Annotated in this window: 12 protein-coding genes and 2 pseudogenes; 10 read left to right on the top strand and 4 right to left on the bottom strand. The window is 70.0% G+C overall.

The window, feature by feature from the left end; genetic code table 11:
• The coding region (locus STRTUCAR8_RS18960; RefSeq protein ID WP_044472455.1) for an SDR family oxidoreductase at window positions 1-270 on the top strand (270 nt) is incomplete at its 5' end.
• A gap of 33 nt (window positions 271-303) precedes the next feature.
• On the opposite strand, the gene STRTUCAR8_RS18955 is transcribed toward STRTUCAR8_RS18960, so the two are convergent.
• Together STRTUCAR8_RS18955 and STRTUCAR8_RS18950 are read right to left on the bottom strand one after the other, a co-directional pair.
• Window positions 304-1,041, bottom strand: coding sequence for an ankyrin repeat domain-containing protein (locus STRTUCAR8_RS18955; protein WP_006377438.1), 738 nt, complete (start codon window positions 1,039-1,041; stop codon window positions 304-306).
• A 75-nt stretch (window positions 1,042-1,116) separates the two neighbouring features.
• On the bottom strand, window positions 1,117-2,067 hold the full coding sequence (locus STRTUCAR8_RS18950) for a hypothetical protein (protein ID WP_044472454.1): 951 nt from the start codon (window positions 2,065-2,067) through the stop codon (window positions 1,117-1,119).
• Between the two features lie 180 nt (window positions 2,068-2,247).
• On the opposite strand from STRTUCAR8_RS18950, the gene STRTUCAR8_RS18945 reads away from it, so the two are divergent.
• The 6 genes and pseudogenes from STRTUCAR8_RS18945 (at window position 2,248) to STRTUCAR8_RS18920 (ending at window position 10,662) form a co-directional block, all read left to right on the top strand.
• On the top strand, window positions 2,248-3,042 hold the full coding sequence (locus STRTUCAR8_RS18945; protein ID WP_006377437.1) for a S1 family peptidase: 795 nt from the start codon (window positions 2,248-2,250) through the stop codon (window positions 3,040-3,042).
• 481 nt (window positions 3,043-3,523) lie between these two features.
• A complete protein-coding gene (locus STRTUCAR8_RS18940; protein ID WP_006377446.1) occupies window positions 3,524-4,414 on the top strand; it encodes a helix-turn-helix domain-containing protein in 891 nt (296 codons plus the stop codon).
• Between the two features lie 88 nt (window positions 4,415-4,502).
• Window positions 4,503-4,847: a chorismate mutase gene (locus STRTUCAR8_RS18935; protein ID WP_006377445.1), complete on the top strand. Its 345-nt coding sequence runs from the start codon at window positions 4,503-4,505 to the stop codon at window positions 4,845-4,847.
• Window positions 4,848-5,109: 262 nt separating this feature from the next.
• Window positions 5,110-7,625: pseudogene (gene pepN, locus STRTUCAR8_RS18930) on the top strand (aminopeptidase N).
• Between the two features lie 227 nt (window positions 7,626-7,852).
• Entirely contained in the window at window positions 7,853-9,217 is a 1,365-nt protein-coding gene (locus STRTUCAR8_RS18925) for a pyridoxal phosphate-dependent decarboxylase family protein (RefSeq protein ID WP_006377442.1), read from the top strand.
• Window positions 9,214-10,662 (top strand): lysine N(6)-hydroxylase/L-ornithine N(5)-oxygenase family protein, encoded by a 1,449-nt coding sequence (locus STRTUCAR8_RS18920; protein WP_006377439.1) that lies wholly within the window; start codon window positions 9,214-9,216, stop codon window positions 10,660-10,662. Before STRTUCAR8_RS18925 ends, STRTUCAR8_RS18920 begins: the two co-directional genes overlap by 4 nt.
• Window positions 10,663-10,694: 32 nt before the next feature.
• Here the strand turns inward: STRTUCAR8_RS18920 and STRTUCAR8_RS18915 are convergent, their stop codons facing one another.
• Window positions 10,695-12,500, bottom strand: coding sequence for a bifunctional metallophosphatase/5'-nucleotidase (locus tag STRTUCAR8_RS18915; protein ID WP_006377444.1), 1,806 nt, complete (start codon window positions 12,498-12,500; stop codon window positions 10,695-10,697).
• A gap of 150 nt (window positions 12,501-12,650) precedes the next feature.
• Here STRTUCAR8_RS18915 and STRTUCAR8_RS18910 point away from each other — a divergent pair, with 150 nt between their 5' ends.
• Both STRTUCAR8_RS18910 and pyk read left to right on the top strand, forming a co-directional pair.
• The gene (locus tag STRTUCAR8_RS18910; protein WP_006377443.1) at window positions 12,651-13,370 is read left to right on the top strand and encodes an SIMPL domain-containing protein; all 720 of its coding nucleotides are present in this window, start codon (window positions 12,651-12,653) and stop codon (window positions 13,368-13,370) included.
• Window positions 13,371-13,503: 133 nt separating this feature from the next.
• Window positions 13,504-14,940, top strand: a complete 1,437-nt coding sequence (gene pyk, locus STRTUCAR8_RS18905; protein ID WP_044472453.1) for a pyruvate kinase — start codon at window positions 13,504-13,506, stop codon at window positions 14,938-14,940.
• Window positions 14,941-14,989: 49 nt separating this feature from the next.
• Here pyk and STRTUCAR8_RS18900 read toward each other — a convergent pair whose 3' ends face one another.
• Window positions 14,990-15,778, bottom strand: a complete 789-nt coding sequence (locus STRTUCAR8_RS18900; protein WP_044472452.1) for a hypothetical protein — start codon at window positions 15,776-15,778, stop codon at window positions 14,990-14,992.
• An 11-nt stretch (window positions 15,779-15,789) separates the two neighbouring features.
• Here STRTUCAR8_RS18900 and STRTUCAR8_RS18895 point away from each other — a divergent pair.
• A pseudogene (locus STRTUCAR8_RS18895) lies at window positions 15,790-16,132 on the top strand (hypothetical protein); the annotation flags it as partial.

Genomic DNA, 16,132 nt, shown 5'->3' with positions numbered 1-16,132 from the left:
TGGGCCCCCGACGTACGGGTCAACACCCTCGTCGTCGGCATGGTCCGCACCGAACTGTCCCATCTGCACTACGGCGGCAGCGACGGCCTCGACGCGGTTGCCCGCACGGTCCCGGCGGGCCGTCTGGCCGACCCGTCCGACATCGGCGGCGCCGTGGTGTTCCTCGCCTCCGACGACGCGGCGTACATCAGCGGGGCGAGTCTGCTGATGCACGGCGGGGGAGAACGACCGGCGTTCCTCGACGCGGCCACGGCGAACAAGGAGAGGTGAGGGAAGGGGGCGCTCCCGGGCGGGCCGGGATACTCACCCCACCCCCAGCACCTCTTCCAGCACCGTCACGATCTCCGCGTGCCCGGTCCCCTGATCGGCGCCCGCCACCACGTTCCCGTCCCGCACCAGATCCACGGCCATCCCGTCCGCCCAGCGCCGCGTCACGTACTCCCCGCCGAAGCCGTGCGCACGCCCCAGCCCCGCCCGAAGTTCCGACGCCACGTCCAGCCGTGTCCACCGGCGGGCCTCCGTCAGCGCCGGAGCCCTCGACCCGGCGCCGTGCGCCAGCAGGGACCGCACGCAGGCGGCGGAGCCCCGGCGGGCGGCCGTGACCAGCGGGGGCTCGCCGCTCGGGCCGGGGCGGTTCGGGTCGGCGCCCGCTGCCAGCAGGGCCACGCACACCGCCGCGTGACCGCATCGCAGGGCCCAGTGCAGGGCCGTGAAACCGAACGCCTCCACCGCGTCGGGCCCGGCGCCCGAGGCCAGCAGCGCGCGAACGACCTCGGTGTGCCCGCCGCACGCCGCCCCGCACAGCGGGAGGTCCGAGCCCGAGCTCAGCCGGTCGGGTGCGGCACCGGCGGACAGCAGCAGCCGAACGATACCGGGCGCGTCGCTCACCGCGGCCACGTACAGGGCGGTCTGCCCGTCCTCGTCCACCGCTTCCGGGCTCACTCCGAGGCGCAGCAGCCGTACGACCGCGTCCTCGTCACCTTCGTACACCGCGGTGAAGAGGTCGCGCTCACTGCCGTTCGGAGGTTGTCGCCCGCTCATACCTTCCGACCTTCGCTCCCGAAGGGCCGGTGGGGCAAAGGGTTTCGGGGTGAAATGCCCCACGCCTCCCCGTCGTCATGTGTCGCACTCCAGCACCGTCCGGCACACCCCGCACCGTGCCCGCACCCGCCCCCGTACCGGCACTCTGATGCGCTGGTGGCAGGTCGGGCAGGGGAACGAGACCCGCAGGGGCGGACCGTGGCGGTCGTGGTCGCCGGGGGAGGTGGAGGAGCGGGAGGAGTCGGGGGAGTCGGGGGTGAAGCTGTACGGGACACCGGCCGGCCGTGACGCGTCCGGCGTGTGGTGGTCCTGGGCATGGCGACGGTCGCGTGCGTAGCGGCGGCGGCCCGCCCAGCCCGCCGCCGTCAGCGGGGGCTGGCGCGCGTCGTGGCGGGCCAGCTCCAAGCCCGCCGTGTACGCCGTGTACGCCTGCGGGCTGGTGAACCAGATCGCCGGGTCCTCGTCGAAGACCAGCGCACGCTTGGCCAGGACGTACCCGAACTCCTCCGGCGTGAGATAGCCGAGCTTCTGCGAGGAGGTCGCGTCCTCACGGAACGCGTCGAGGAGGAGCCAGCCCGCGCCCAGATACGCCGCCGCCGTGTCGGTGAGGATCTCGTTGTCGCGCGTCCCGGGGAAGGACAGGTCGAGGCGGTGCAGATACACGTGCATAACCTCGTGCGCGAGGGCCGCGCCGATGTCCCTGCGATGGGTGCGGAAACGGTCGTTCAGCTCGATGAAGTACTCCGGTCCCGCCGCCAGTTCGACGTTCGCCGCGTGGGTCATCTCGCGGAAGCCGACGATCATGCGCGCGTCCGGGAGCCGGTAGTGGCGCACCATCTCGTGGGCCACGCGCTGCGCGCCCAGATACAGGTCGTCGGTGTCGCAGAAGGCCACGTCGACCGGGGCCACGCTGGTCGCGAAGGTCTGGACGGTGTCGTACGACAGCCTCTTGTAGAGCGCGTTGATCGCGGCCCGCACCGTCTCCAGGTGTGGGTAGCCGTGCTCGACCGGTCCGCCGTTCGCCACGTCCGTACCCCCAAGACGCCCTGAACTCGTCTCCACTCTACGTGCCGGGGAGCTGTCGGTAAGAGCGGTTTTCCTACCGTCCGGTTCCGCCGTGGGCACGTGAGATCCGCCCTTGTTTCACACCCACCCCGATCTTCATACTTGCGTTCTTTGTCACCACCCCCCTCGAAAGGACGTACGTTGACCCACACCTCGTCGGTCGGAAGAGGTTTCTCCCTGGTCAAGCGGGCCGCGGCGGTCGGTGCCGCGGCCCTCACGATCGCGAGCCTCCAGCCGCTCGCCGCACAGGCCGCACCCGCGCCCGTCGTAGGAGGAACGCCCGCCGCGCAGAGCGAGTTCCCATGGCTGGTGCACCTCTCGATGGGCTGCGGCGGCGCGCTCTACAAGAAGGACGTCGTCCTGACCGCCGCCCACTGCGTGGACGGCTCCGGCGCCACCACCAGCATCACTGTCACGGCCGGCGTCGCCGACCTGAACGCCTCGGGGGCGATCAAGGTCAAGTCGACCAAGGTCCGCCAGGCGCCGGGCTACGACGGCAACGGCAAGGACTGGGCGCTCATCAAGCTCGCCCGGCCGATCAACAAGCCCACGCTGAAGATCGCCACGACGACCCGGTACAACCGCGGCACGTTCACCATCGCGGGCTGGGGCGACACCACTGAGAACGCCGGCACCGGCACGACCAAGCTCCTGAAGGCCACCGTCCCGTACGTCAGCGACGCCGGCTGCAAGCTGCACTACGGCAAGCGGCTCGTGCCCGGCGACGAGCTGTGCGCAGGCAACCTGGCGGGCGGCGTCGACACCTGCCAGGGCGACTCCGGCGGCCCCATGTTCCGCAAGGACGACACCGGCGCCTGGATCCAGGTCGGCATCGTCAGCTGGGGCGACGGCTGCGCCCGGCCCGGCGTCCCCGGCGTCTACTCCCAGGTGTCCACGTTCGCGAAGGACATAGCCCGGGCGGCGTCCGCTCTGTAGGCCCCGACTCCGGCGGGGCCGCACGGCCCCGCCGGAAACACGGGCACGCGCGCGTGCGGGGGCGTCAACTCCAGCACGCGCAGGTCAGTCCCTGTCCGGCTCCACGGAGCTCGGGGCGGGGACTGTCCGTGCGGTGCTTTCCAGCTCCAGCTCCGCCCAACCGCACCCCAACAGCACTCCAGGCCGGCCCGGACCTGTTGACCTACTCGAACTCCCGTGTCCACCCCGGCAGTTCGGGCCCGGCGTCCCCGGCCGCACCCCGTCGACGTACGCCACCGACGGATCGCCCGTCCACCGGAAAGTCCGTTTCCCCCACGGCGGACCCGCTCGCGCGCCCCACCCTCACGTCTGGCGGCGGACAGTGTCCATGGACAAAGATCAACGCCAGCCGGACCGGGCACTCGGAAGCTCTTGACGGTTCTCGACGGCTCCCGGCTGTCGGCCGGGAGAGACGACCACCGCACAGGCGGGAGGAACGTGGATGTACCGCACCTGGATGCGTTTCTTCAGCCCCGCACCCGCCCACCACCGGCTCGGCCTCGTCTGCCTAGGCGTCGGTCTCCAGCACGGCGTCCTGCCCACCGTCGGCCCGCGCGTCCTCGACCACCACGTGGCCGTCGTCGTGAGCAGCGGCCGGGGCTGGTTCCAGGGCGCCGACGGACACCGCCGGCCCGTCACCGCGCCCATCCTGATCTGGCTGACCCCCGGCGCCGCCCACCACTACGGGCCCGACCCCGACACGGGCTGGGACGAGGCGTTCGTCGACTTCACCGGGCCCGCCACTGCCACGTACGCCGAACTCGGCTACATCGAGCCGGAACGGCCCCTCGTGCCCCTCACCGACGCCGGCCCCGCCCGGGCGGTGATCGGACGCATGGCCCGCGCCGCACGCCGCGACAACCCCATCCTGGAGGTCGAGACGGCCGCCGCCGTCCACGAACTCCTCGTCGCCCTGCGCCGCACCCGCGCCGATCTCGCCCCCGACGGCGACCAGGTCCTCGCCGCTCTCGCCCGTGACGCCTGCCGCCCCCTGACCGTCGCCGAACACGCCGCCCGGCACGGCATGACCCCCGCGGAACTGCGCACCGCGGTACGGCGCGGCGCCGGATGCAGCCCCAAGGACTACCTCCTCGGGGTCCGGCTCGGCCGCGCCAAGGAACTCCTCGCCGCCACCGAACTGCCCGTCGCCGCCGTCGCCCGCCGCGTCGGCTACGACGACCCCGCGTACTTCTCCCGCCTCTTCACCCGGCGCGTCGGCATGGCCCCCGTCCACTTCCGCGCCCAGCAGGGACGCACGGTTCCCGGCGGCTGGAGCGACCGCGTGCCCGACCCCGCCGACCCACCGATGATCGAACACCCGTACAGCGGGTAGCGCCGAGATCCCGCCTGCCTCACCCATGCCCGCGAAACCCGGACGCCCCACGAGGACGCCCGGACCGCGCCACGTAATGTGGACGCCCATGACCACCAGCAACAACCGTGAAGTCGACCCCGCGATCCGCGCGGAACTGGGCCGGCTGCGCGAGAGCATCGACAACATCGACGCCGCCGTCGTCCACATGCTCGCCGAGCGCTTCAAGTGCACCCAGCAGGTCGGCCACCTCAAAGCGGCGCACCAACTGCCGCCCGCCGACCCGAACCGCGAGGCCCAGCAGATCGCCCGGCTGCGCCGGCTGGCCGAAAGCGCCAACCTCGACCCCGCGTTCGCCGAGAAACTCCTCAACTTCATCATCGCCGAGGTCATCAGACACCACGAGCGCATCGCCGACGACGCCCTGAACGGCGGGAAACCACCGGCGAACTGACCCCCGTGGCGTGACGGCAGGGGGGTGACAGCGGGGGCGTGACGGGCGGGCACCCGCGGGGGCACTCCGCGCCAACCCTTCACGTGCACTCGTAGTCAGCCGGCGATCACTTCGCGTCAGCGTCACGGGCACCCGCCGGCCCTCGTCGCCCCGTACACGCCCCGCAAACGGTCCCACGGGCCGCTTCGGAGGCAGGGGCGCACGCAGGGACAAAGGCCGTGTACCGATCCGCCCCTGTGCCCTGTCAGCGGCATCAGGCAGCATGTCCTCCATGTCCGTACTGACGCGCGACGAAGCGCAAGCCCGTGCCACCCTCCTGGACGTCCACCGGTACACGGTCGAACTCGACCTCACCACCGGGGACGACACCTTCGACTCCCGTACCGTGATCCGCTTCGCGGTGACGGCGGGCCACAGCGGCGCGGACACGTTCGTCGAGGTCAGGCCCGCCGAGCTGCGCTCCGCCACCCTCGACGGCCACCCCCTGGACACCGGCGCCCTCACCGACGGCCGGCTGCCCCTGAAGGACCTCGCCGAAGGCGAGCACGAACTGCGCGTGGACGCCGCGATGCGCTACTCCCGCACCGGCGAGGGCATGCACCGCTTCACCGACCCCGTCGACGGCGAGACCTACCTCTACACCCAGATGTCCCTGGAGGACGCGGCAGCCGTCTTCGCGAACTTCAACCAGCCCGACCTCAAGGCCGTCTTCGAGTTCACCGTGCGCGCCCCCGAGGGCTGGACCGTCCTCGCCAACGGCATCACCACCGAAACCGCCGACGGCCTCTGGCAGGCCGCCCCCACCCCCCGCATCTCCACCTACCTCGTCGCCGTCGCCGCCGGCCCCTGGCACTCCGTCCGCAGCGAACACCGCGGCCTCCCCTTCGGCCTGCACTGCCGCCGCTCCCTCGCCCCCCACCTCGACACCGACGCCGACGAACTCCTCGGCATCACGCGCGCGTGCTACGACCGCTACCACGAGAAGTTCGAAGAGCCCTACCCCTTCGACTCCTACGACCAGGCCTTCGTACCCGAGTTCAACTTCGGCGCCATGGAGAACCCCGGCCTCGTCACCTTCCGCGACGAGTTCGTCTACCGCTCTGCCGTCACCGACACCGAACGCCAGACCCGCGCCATGGTCATCGCCCACGAAATGGCGCACATGTGGTTCGGCGACCTCGTCACCCTCCAATGGTGGGACGACATCTGGCTGAACGAGTCCTTCGCCGAGTACATGGGCTACCAGACCCTCACCGAAGCCACCCGCTACACGGACACCTGGACCGACTTCGGCGTCTCCCGCAAGGCATGGGGCTACGACGCCGACCAGCGCCCCTCCACCCACCCCGTCGCCCCCGAGGCCGTCGACGACACCGCCGCCGCCCTCGTCAACTTCGACGGCATCTCCTACGCCAAGGGCGCCTCCGCCCTGCGTCAACTCGTCGCCTGGCTCGGCGAGAAGGACTTCCTCGCCGGCATCAACACCCACTTCGCCCGGCACAAGTTCGGCAACGCCACCCTCGCCGACTTCATCGACTCCCTCGCCGCCGCCACCGAACGCGACGTCCACGCGTGGGCCGACGCCTGGCTGCGCACCACCGGCGTCGACACCCTCACCCCCCGCCTCACCAACGGCGACGCAGGCGTCTGCACCCTCAGCGTCCGCCACGACGGCAGCCGCCCCCACCGCGTCGCCGTCGGCCTCTACGACCACGACGTCGCCGGCGACGGCACCCTCGCCCTGCGCGAGCGTCTCGACGTCGACGTCCCCCAGGACGCCCCGCAGCCCATCGGCAAACGCCCCGCACTCCTCCTCGTCAACGACGGCGACCTGACCTACGCCAAGGTCCGCTTCGACCCCGAGTCCTTCAAGACCGTCCGCACCGCCCTCTCCGGCCTCCCCGACCCGCTCACCCGCGCGGTCGTCTGGAACGCCCTGCGCGACGCGGTACGCGACGGCCAGCTCCCGCCCGCCGACTACCTGGAGACCGTCCGCGCCCACCTCCCGCGCGAGACCGACCTGGCCCTCGTCCAAGGCGTCCTCACCTTCGCCTCGACCGTCGTCGCCGACCGCTACCTGCCCCCGCAGAACGCCCCGCCGCGCTCGCCGCCCTCGCCTCCCTGTGCCGCGACCTCATCCGCCGCACCGAGGACGGCGACCACCCCGGCCTGCGCCTCATCGCCGTACGCCACTTCATCGACGTCGCCGCCCACCCCGACACCATCGCCGCCTGGCTCGCCGACGGCACCGTCCCCGGCGGCCCCGAACTCGACCCCGAACTGCGCTGGCGCGTACTGGCCCGGCTCGCGGTACTGGGCGCCACCGACGAGGCGGACATCGACGCCGAACTCGCCCGCGACCCCAGCGCCTCCGGCCAGGAAGGCGCCGCCCGCTGCCGGGCCGCCCTGCCCGACCCCGAGACCAAACTCCGGGCCTGGGAACAGATGTTCAGCTCGGACGCCCTCTCCAACTACCTCTTCGTCGCCACCGCCCAGGGCTTCTGGCAGCCCGAACAGGCAGACCTCACCGAGGAGTACGTCAAGCGGTACTGGACCGACGCCGTCGCCGTCGCCGCCCGCCGCGGCCCCGCAATGGCCGACGCCGCCGGCCGCTGGGCCTTCCCGGCCCACTCCGTCACCCCCGACACCCTCCGCCTCGGCGAGAAGTGCCTGCGCGACGCCGCCCCCATACCGGGACTGCGCCGCAAACTCGTCGACCAGCTCGACGACCTGGGCCGCGCCCTGCGCGTCCGGGAAGGGGCACAGGAACGGGCGTAACGCCCCCTACGGGACCCGGAACGGGTAACGGGCAGCCCGTCCCGCACGGGTGACACAGAGGAGCACAGAGGCACGTGTGGGGCCCGGGGACACCCCCTGCCCCACACACCCTCCTCACGGCAAGCCCCGTACCCCCTTTCGGGTTCCGATCGTTGGTCTTCCCGGGCGCGTCGCCCCCGTCCCGTCCAAGCTGGAACTCCCCAGCCACGCGCCCCGGGAGGACCACCATGCGTACGCCGCCCCTCGCCTCCGGCGCCGAAGGCCCCGACGCCCTGCGGCCGTTGCTCGACACGGTCCTGGGCGCCCTCACGGACGGCGGACACGCGCGCGGCGGCCCCCTCCCGGCCGGCGGACCGACGGCCGTCGCCCAACGGGTACGCGACGCCGCCGGGGACGTACTGCCCGACAAGGGCGACGACAACGCCCTCTACGACCTCGTACGCGCCCTCGCCGAAGGCGCCGCCGACCCCGCCCACCCCCACTGCGCCGCCCACCTGCACTGCCCACCGCTCGCCGTCGCCACCGCCGCCGACCTCGCCGCCAGCGCCCTCAACCCGTCCCTCGACTCCTGGGACCAGGCCCCGGCCGCCTCCGAGCTGGAAACCCTCGTCACCCGCGCCCTCGCCGCCGAGACCGGCGCCGCAGACGCCCTCGTCACCACCGGCGGCACCGAGTCCAACCAACTCGCCCTGCTCCTCGCCCGCGAGACACACCCCGGCATCCGCCTCCTGTACGGAGCCAACGCCCACCACTCCCTGCCCCGCGCCGCCTGGCTCCTCGGACTCCCCGAACCCGTCTCCGTCCCCGCCCCCGCCGGCACTCTCGACCCCGCCGCCCTCGACGAGGCACTCACCGAACTGTCGGGCCCCCGCGGCTCCGTCCTCGTCGCCGCCACCGCCGGCACCACCGACGCCGGACTCATCGACCCGCTGCCGCAGATCGCCGCCCTCTGCGCCGCCCACGGCGCCCGGCTCCACATCGACGCCGCCTACGGCGGCGGACTCCTCTTCAGCAGGCGCCACCGCACCAAACTGACCGGCCTCGAAAACGCCGACACCGTCACCCTCGACCTGCACAAACTCGGCTGGCAACCCGTCGCCGCAGGCCTCCTCACCGTCAAGAACCCCCACGACCTGACGGCCCTAGCCCACCGCGCCGACTACCTCAACGCCGACGACGACACCGAAGCAGGCCTCCCCGACCTCCTGGCCCGCTCCCCGCGCACCAGCCGGCGCCCCGACATCCTCAAGATCGCCGTCACCCTCAAGACCCTCGGCCGCGAAGGCCTCGGCGCCCTCGTCGACCAGGTCTGCGCACACGCACAAGAATTCGCCCGACTCGTCGACACCCACCCCGGCTTCGAACTCCACGACACCCCCACCATCAGCACCGTCCTCTTCCGGCCCGCCGGGGCATCCGACGACACCGTCGCCGCCGTACGGCGACAACTCCTCCACGACGGACGCGCCGTCCTCGGCCGCGCCCACCTCGACGGCCGCCTCTGGCTCAAGGCCACCCTCCTCAACCCCCACACGCGGCCCGACGATCTCGCCGCACTTCTGAAGCTGGTGGAAGGAAACACCCCCCGATGACACCCCCCACGCCCAACGACACCCCCCACGACCTCGTCGGCATCGGCATCGGCCCCTGCAACCTCTCCCTCGCCGCCCTCGCCCACCCCCTCACCGGCCTCGACACCGTCTTCTACGAACAGCACCCCCGCTTCGACTGGCACCCCGGACTCCTCCTCGACGGCTCCACCGTCCAAGTCCCCTTCCTCGCCGACCTGGTGACCCTCGCCGACCCCACCAGCCCCTGGTCCTTCCTCAGCTACCTCAAGAGCCGCGACCGGCTCTTCCCGTTCTACTTCGCCGAGCACTTCCACATCCGGCGCGCCGAATACGACGCCTACTGCCGCTGGGTCAGCGAGAACCTGCCCCGACTCCACTTCGGACACCAGGTCGACGCCGTCCGCTGGAACCCCGAACGAGACGTGTTCGAAGTCGACTTCACCCAACTCGACACCGACGGAGAAGCCGAAGCCCTCGGCCGCACCTACACGAAGAACGTCGTCCTCGGCATCGGCAGCGAGCCCTACATCCCCGAACCCCTCAAACCCCTCGTCGAAGCCCCCACCGTGCCCGTCCTGCACGCGGCCGACTACCTCGCCCACCGCGACCGGCTCCTCACCGCCGAACACATCACCGTCATCGGCTCAGGACAGACCGGCGCCGAGATCTTCCTCGACCTCCTGCGCCACCGCCCCGCCGGACGCGACAAAATCCACTGGCTGGGACGCACCGAGGCCTTCGCCCCCATGGAGTACTCCAAACTCGGCCTCGAACACTTCACCCCCGACCACACCCGCTACTTCCACGCCCTCACCGAACCCGTCCGCGACCGCCTCGTCACCGCCCAGTGGCAACTCCACAAAGGCATCGGCGCCGACACCATCGCCGCCATCCACGACGAGCTCTACCACCGCACCCTCCACGGCGGCTGGCCCGAAGCCGTCCTCACCCCCGGCGTCCACGTCCGCACCGCCGGCCGCGTCGCCACCACCAAAGTCGAACTCCACCTCGAACACACCCAACAGGGCACCCGCTCCCGCCTCACCACCGACGCCGTCGTCCTCGCCACCGGCTACCGCGACCGCCCCCTCGACCGCGTCCTCGCCGGACTCGACCCCTACCTCCGCCGCGACAACTCCGAACGCCCCCGCATCGACGAACAGTTCAGACTCGTCCTCGACCCCGCCATCACCGGATCGGGCAGCCACGTCTACGTCCAGAACGCCGAACTCCACACCCACGGCGTCGGCACCCCCGACCTCGGACTCGTCGCCTGGCGCAGCGCCACCATCCTCAACTCCCTCACCGGCAGCACCCCTTACCCCCAGCCCAGCAGAACCGCCTTCACCACCTTCGGCCTCGACCAACCCCTGCCCGCGGTCCCCACACCCCGCCAGAGCCAGGAACGAGACACACGAGAAAAGGGCCAGCACCCTGTGCTGACCCCCCTCGTGGACGGAATCTGAGGCACCCACCCGCCCCCGTCGGCAACCGCCGACTAGAACACCGGCGTACCGTCGCGCGTCAACTTCCAGTCCACCGACGCGAACTCCTTCGGATCCAGCACACCCTTCGCCGTCACCCACTCGGAGATCCGCGTCCGGATCTCCGTCGACTCCGACCACAACTCCTGCGCCGACGCCACATGCGGGAACGCCCCACCACCGTTGGCACGGTAGTTGTTCACCGCGAACACGAACTGCTGGGCGTCATCCAACGCGACACCGTCGAACGCCAGGTTCTTGATCCGCGAACCGGCCGCCTGCGCGATGTCGATGTCGTACGTCACCCCCGACACGTAGTCGTAGTTGTAGTCCGGCCGGTTCTCCGCGTTCGTCAACTTCTCCACGTCGACCACCGCACCCGCCGCCGTCCGCACGAAGTACTGCGCCGAGTACTCCAGGTACGCCCGCACCTGCGCACCCGTCATCAACTTCGCGACCAGCGTGTTGTCGTACACATACAGACTCGACAGATCCCGGATCGTCACCTCACCGGCCGGGATCTCCGACGTCCGCGAGAACGGCGACGCCTGCGCGATCACCGGCAGCGACGCGTACGACGTCCCCACCAGCGCCGCCTTCACCACGTCCTCCTGGACCTTCGTGATCAGGTCGATGATCGGAGCGTCCTTGTAACGCGCCTCCACCGTCGTCAACGTGGCCGTCGCCGTACCGACCACCTGATTGACGTACGCCACGACCACGTCGTGCTCGTCCTTCAGCAGCTTGGTGATCTTCGGGTCGTCAGCGACCGACTTCGAGTCACGCACGGTCGCCAAGACCGACTCGACCGCCCACTTGCCCTTCTCGAAAACCAGCTCGACATCGAACAACGACAGCCGCTCCGCATACGCCAACGGCTCCGACAGCACCACCGTCTTCCCGGTCGCCGTGTTCGTGACCTTCAGCTCGGCGATCTCCGTGTGCGCGTGCCCCACCAGAATCGCGTCGATACCCGGCACCTGCTGCGCCACGAGCGCCGCCGAGTTCTCCACGTACGGCAACTGGTCACCGTACGAAGACGTCCCCGAAGACCCCGAATGCGCCGACACCACCACCACATCCGCGCCCATCGAACGCAGCTTCGGCACCCACTTCGCCGCCTGCTCCTCCAGACCCGGGAACGTCAGCTTCCCCTGCACATACGCCTTGTCCCAGATCGCGATACCCGGGTTCGTCAGCCCCAGCACCGCCACCTTGACCGGCGGAGCACCCTTCACCTGGAACGTCTTCATGAAGAACGGCGGAAACGCCGGCTTCAGCGTCTTCGCGTCCAGCGCGTTCGCACCCAGCAGCGGGAAACGGCACTGCGACTCGAACTTGCGCAGCGTCTCGATGCCGTAGTTGAACTCGTGGTTGCCGAGCGCCACCGCGTCGTACCCGATCGCGTTCATCGCCTGCGCCATCGGATGCACCGGACCACCCTTGGCGGTGATCGGATCGACCTTCGCGTAGTAGTACGTCAGCGGGGTGCCCTGAATCGTGTCGCCCGCGTCGAGCAGCAGCGTGTTGCAGCGCCCCTTCTCCCTGCGGACCTGCTCCACCAGCGTCGAGATACGGGCCAGCCCCTGCGCGTTGCCCTTCGCGTCGGAGTACTCCGCGTTCTTGAAGTAGTCCCAGTTGAAGATGTGACCGTGCAGATCGGTCGTGCCCATCACGGTCAGGGAGTACCGCTTCACGGGCTTCACCGGCTTCTTCGCCTCCGCGGCCTGCGCCGCCGGAGCCACGACAGCGCTGGTCAGCGCCACCCCCGCCCCGGTCACAGCGGACTTCTTCAGGAACTTCCGGCGGTTCAACGGCATGTTTCGGGCTCCTCGGGGAATGGTCAACGACGCGCGTAGATTCTGACCCGAGCAGGACCGGCCGCAACAGCCCCCGAAGGTTTCGATCTGGTGACCGGCAGACTCCGGAACACTGCCGCAACCACACCCACGGCTGACAGAGTGGGACGTATGACCTCCAGCCCGGAGCACCCCACCCCCGCCGTCCCCTACGGCACCCCCGACGCCCCCCGCATCGCCGTCCGCGGCGAAGCCCACCTCGAAGTCGACCCCGAGATCGCCCGCATCGGCATCACCGTCGGAGCAAGGGGCACGGACCGCCGCTCGGCACTGGACGACCTCACCCGCCGCAACGCCACCGTCCTCGACCTGGTGAAATCGTACGGAGAGGCGGTCGAACGCCTGGAGACGGGCGCGCTCTCCATCGCCCCGGAACTCGCCAAACACGGCCGCGGCGAACGCGTCCGCGCCTACCACGGCCGCGTCCACCTCACCGCCGAACTCACCGACTTCACCGCCCTCGGCGAATTGACCAGCAGACTCGCCGACCTGGACCTCACCGGCGTCGACGGCCCCTGGTGGGCCCTGCGCCCCGACTCCCCGGCCCACCGCGACGCCCGCCGCCAAGCGGTACGAGAAGCCGTACAACGAGCCCGCGAATACGCCGAAGCCCTCGGCACCACCCTGGCGGCCCTCGTGGAACTGGCGGACGTGGGCGCCGAGGCCGCACAGCCCATGGACTACGGCGTCCAGTCCCGCTCCCTGCGCCGCGCGGCCTTCGTCGGCGCCGAGGTCACGGACGAAGCGGCACCACTCGACCTGGAACCCCAGCGCCAACAGGTGTACGCACAAGTGAACGCCCGCTTCACCATGGTGCCGCCACAGCTGTGATCAGGCCACTCAAATGCTCATCGGAGCGGTAGCGCGCACACTTCAACGGTTGTCAACAACCCTTCATACAACGGTTGTTGAGTCGTCATACGGCGCCAATTCGCTACCCACCGGTAAGGCCTACGCTCGAAGTATGCGCCGAGCAAAGATCGTCTGTACTTTGGGCCCCGCCACCGACACCTACGACCAGATCAAGGCACTGGTCGACGCCGGAATGGACGTAGCCCGCTTCAACCTCAGCCACGGCACCTACGCCGAACACGAGGTGCGATACCAGCACGTCCGAAAGGCCGCCGACGAGACCGGCCGCAGCATCGGCCTCCTCGCCGACCTTCAAGGTCCGAAGATCCGACTCGGCCGCTTCGCCGAAGGCCCCGTACTCCTCGAACGCGACGACACCTTCACCATCACCGTCGAAGAGGGGGTCGAGGGCGACCGCCACACCTGCGGCACCACCTACGCCGGCCTCGCAGTCGACGTCACCCCCGGCGAACGCATCCTCGTCGACGACGGCAAGGTCTGCCTCGAGGTCACCGCCGTCGACGGACCCCGCGTCCACACCAAGGTCGTCGAAGGCGGAGTGATCTCCGACCACAAGGGCCTCAACCTCCCCGGCGTGGCGGTGTCCGTCCCCGCCCTCTCCGACAAGGACGAAGCAGACCTGCGCTGGGCGCTGCGCACGGGCTTCGACGTCGTCGCCCTCTCCTTCGTCCGCAGCGGCCGCGACATCGACGACGTCCACCGCATCATGGACGAGGAACACCGCCGCCTCCCGGTCATCGCCAAGGTCGAGAAGCCCCAGGCCGTCGACGCGATCGACGACATCGTCGCCGCCTTCGACGGCATCATGGTCGCCCGCGGTGACCTCGGCGTCGAAATGCCCCTGGAACAGGTCCCGATCGTCCAGAAGCGCGCGATCAAACTGGCGAAGCGCAACGCCAAGCCGGTCATCGTCGCCACACAGATGCTCGACTCGATGATCGAGAACTCGCGCCCGACCAGGGCGGAGGCCTCCGACGTCGCGAACGCGGTCATCGACGGCACGGACGCGGTGATGCTGTCCGGCGAGACGAGCGTGGGCAAGTACGCCATCGAGACGGTCCGCACGATGGCGAAGATCGTGGAAGCGGCGGAGGAGGACATGCTGGCCAAGGGCCTCCCCCCGCTGACGGAACGCAACAAGCCCCGCACCCAGGGCGGCGCGGTGGCCCGGGCGGCGGCCGAGATGGGCGACTTCCTCGGCGCGAAGTTCCTGGTGGCGTTCACCCAGTCCGGAGACACGGTGAAGCGACTGTCCCGCTACAGGTCCCCGATCCCGCTCCTGGCCTTCACCCCGGACCCGGCGACCCGGTCCCAGCTGACGCTGACATGGGGAGTGGAGACGTTCCTCGGCCCTCACGTCGACTCCACGGACGCGATGGTCGACCAGGTGGACGAACTGTTGCTGAAGTACGGCCGCTGCAAGCAGGGCGACGTGGTCGTGATCACCGCCGGCTCCCCGCCCGGCGTCTCGGGCTCCACCAACCTCGTCCGGGTCCACCACATCGGCGAGGACGACAGCCCCAAGTAGCGAGTGCGGGGCCCCTCTTGGGCGGAGGGGCCCTGTTTCCCGTGGTTGGTCAGTACTTCGGGCCTACGTGGACGTCCATGAGGGCTACGGAGGCTTTGCGGGCTACGGAGATGTTGAACGGGTCGCTGCCGCGGGCGAGGGTGGTCCACTCGACGCCCACTTTGTCGAGGGTGTCACCGAAGAGCTTCCGGATGTCGTCCGACTTGTTGGCGAAGAAGTACCGGGGGTACTCGTAACGCTTGCGCTCACCGCCGATCATGCGAGTCGTCCAGTTGATGATGCGGCAGCCGTCGGAGTGGACGAGGCCGCGAATGAACGCCCACGGGTGGGCGTCGACGATGACCTGCTGCCAGGGTTCCAAGGCGATGCGGCGGTCGTGCTTCTTACCGGGCCCGTGCTGGGGGAAGAGGCAGTGCAAGTGCTTCGAGTACACCTTTACGTTGCTGCAGCCGGTCCTACGGACACGGCAGACTGCGTTGTCGGGGAAGACGGCGCGCATGGCACGCTCGCACTCGTCCATGAGCCCGGTCCATGACTCGGTGCAGGTGATCATCAGGTTGGGCACGCGATGCTCGGAGTAGTGGCTGATGTGTCCGTCGCCGAGGTAGAGGCCAAGCAGGTAGCCGTAGGCCTCTTCGTCGAGTTCCCGGCCGTCGCAGCGAGGGCACTTGGGGTCGTGCCTCCCGGGACATTCGCCGCGCTTGGCTCGGTCTATGTGCTTCCAGTAGCCGACCGTCCCGAGTGGGACGTTGAGGCGCCGCGCCACATCTGCGTTCTTTGCGCCGCCACGCAGCAGCGAGACTGCCTTCTGTCGCACGTCAGTGCCGTGAAAGTTCATGCGAACACCCTGTGTCACTGATCGCGACGACGCGCAGCAAAAAGCGGAGGTTCACGTTCAAGGTCAAGGCCCTCGACGAGGTGGCCCAGCCCGCCACCGGCCAGTCCAACGCCACGGCCCTCGTCGGCGACTACAACGTCGTCGGCGTCGTCTGTCCCCTGAACTCCGGCGTCACCCAAACGATGCAGCAGGTGTTCGAATCGGCCAACATGGTCGAGATCTCCCCCTCGAACACCAACCCGACCCTGACCCTGGGCAAGGACTGGCAGACGAACAACCAGCGCCCGTACAAGACGTACTTCCGTACGGCCACCACGGACGAGCTGCAGGGCACCTTCGCCGCCCAGTACGCGT

Origin of the sequence: Streptomyces turgidiscabies Car8 (assembly GCF_000331005.1) — a bacterium.
Classification (GTDB): domain Bacteria; phylum Actinomycetota; class Actinomycetes; order Streptomycetales; family Streptomycetaceae; genus Streptomyces; species Streptomyces turgidiscabies.
Note: the sequence above shows the minus strand (reverse complement) of the source record. Positions and strands in the feature narration are given on the sequence as shown.

Bases quoted from the DNA above. Each gene is read 5' to 3' on its own strand.
- STRTUCAR8_RS18955 (WP_006377438.1), bottom strand. From the start codon at position 1,041: ATGAGCGGGCGACAACCTCCGAACGGCAGTGAGCGCGACCTCTTCACC.
- STRTUCAR8_RS18940 (WP_006377446.1), top strand. From the start codon at position 3,524: ATGTACCGCACCTGGATGCGTTTCTTCAGCCCCGCACCCGCCCACCAC.
- STRTUCAR8_RS18935 (WP_006377445.1), top strand. From the start codon at position 4,503: ATGACCACCAGCAACAACCGTGAAGTCGACCCCGCGATCCGCGCGGAA.
- STRTUCAR8_RS18925 (WP_006377442.1), top strand. From the start codon at position 7,853: ATGCGTACGCCGCCCCTCGCCTCCGGCGCCGAAGGCCCCGACGCCCTG.
- STRTUCAR8_RS18920 (WP_006377439.1), top strand. From the start codon at position 9,214: ATGACACCCCCCACGCCCAACGACACCCCCCACGACCTCGTCGGCATC.
- STRTUCAR8_RS18915 (WP_006377444.1), bottom strand. From the start codon at position 12,500: ATGCCGTTGAACCGCCGGAAGTTCCTGAAGAAGTCCGCTGTGACCGGG.
- STRTUCAR8_RS18910 (WP_006377443.1), top strand. From the start codon at position 12,651: ATGACCTCCAGCCCGGAGCACCCCACCCCCGCCGTCCCCTACGGCACC.
- pyk (WP_044472453.1), top strand. From the start codon at position 13,504: ATGCGCCGAGCAAAGATCGTCTGTACTTTGGGCCCCGCCACCGACACC.
- STRTUCAR8_RS18900 (WP_044472452.1), bottom strand. From the start codon at position 15,778: ATGAACTTTCACGGCACTGACGTGCGACAGAAGGCAGTCTCGCTGCTG.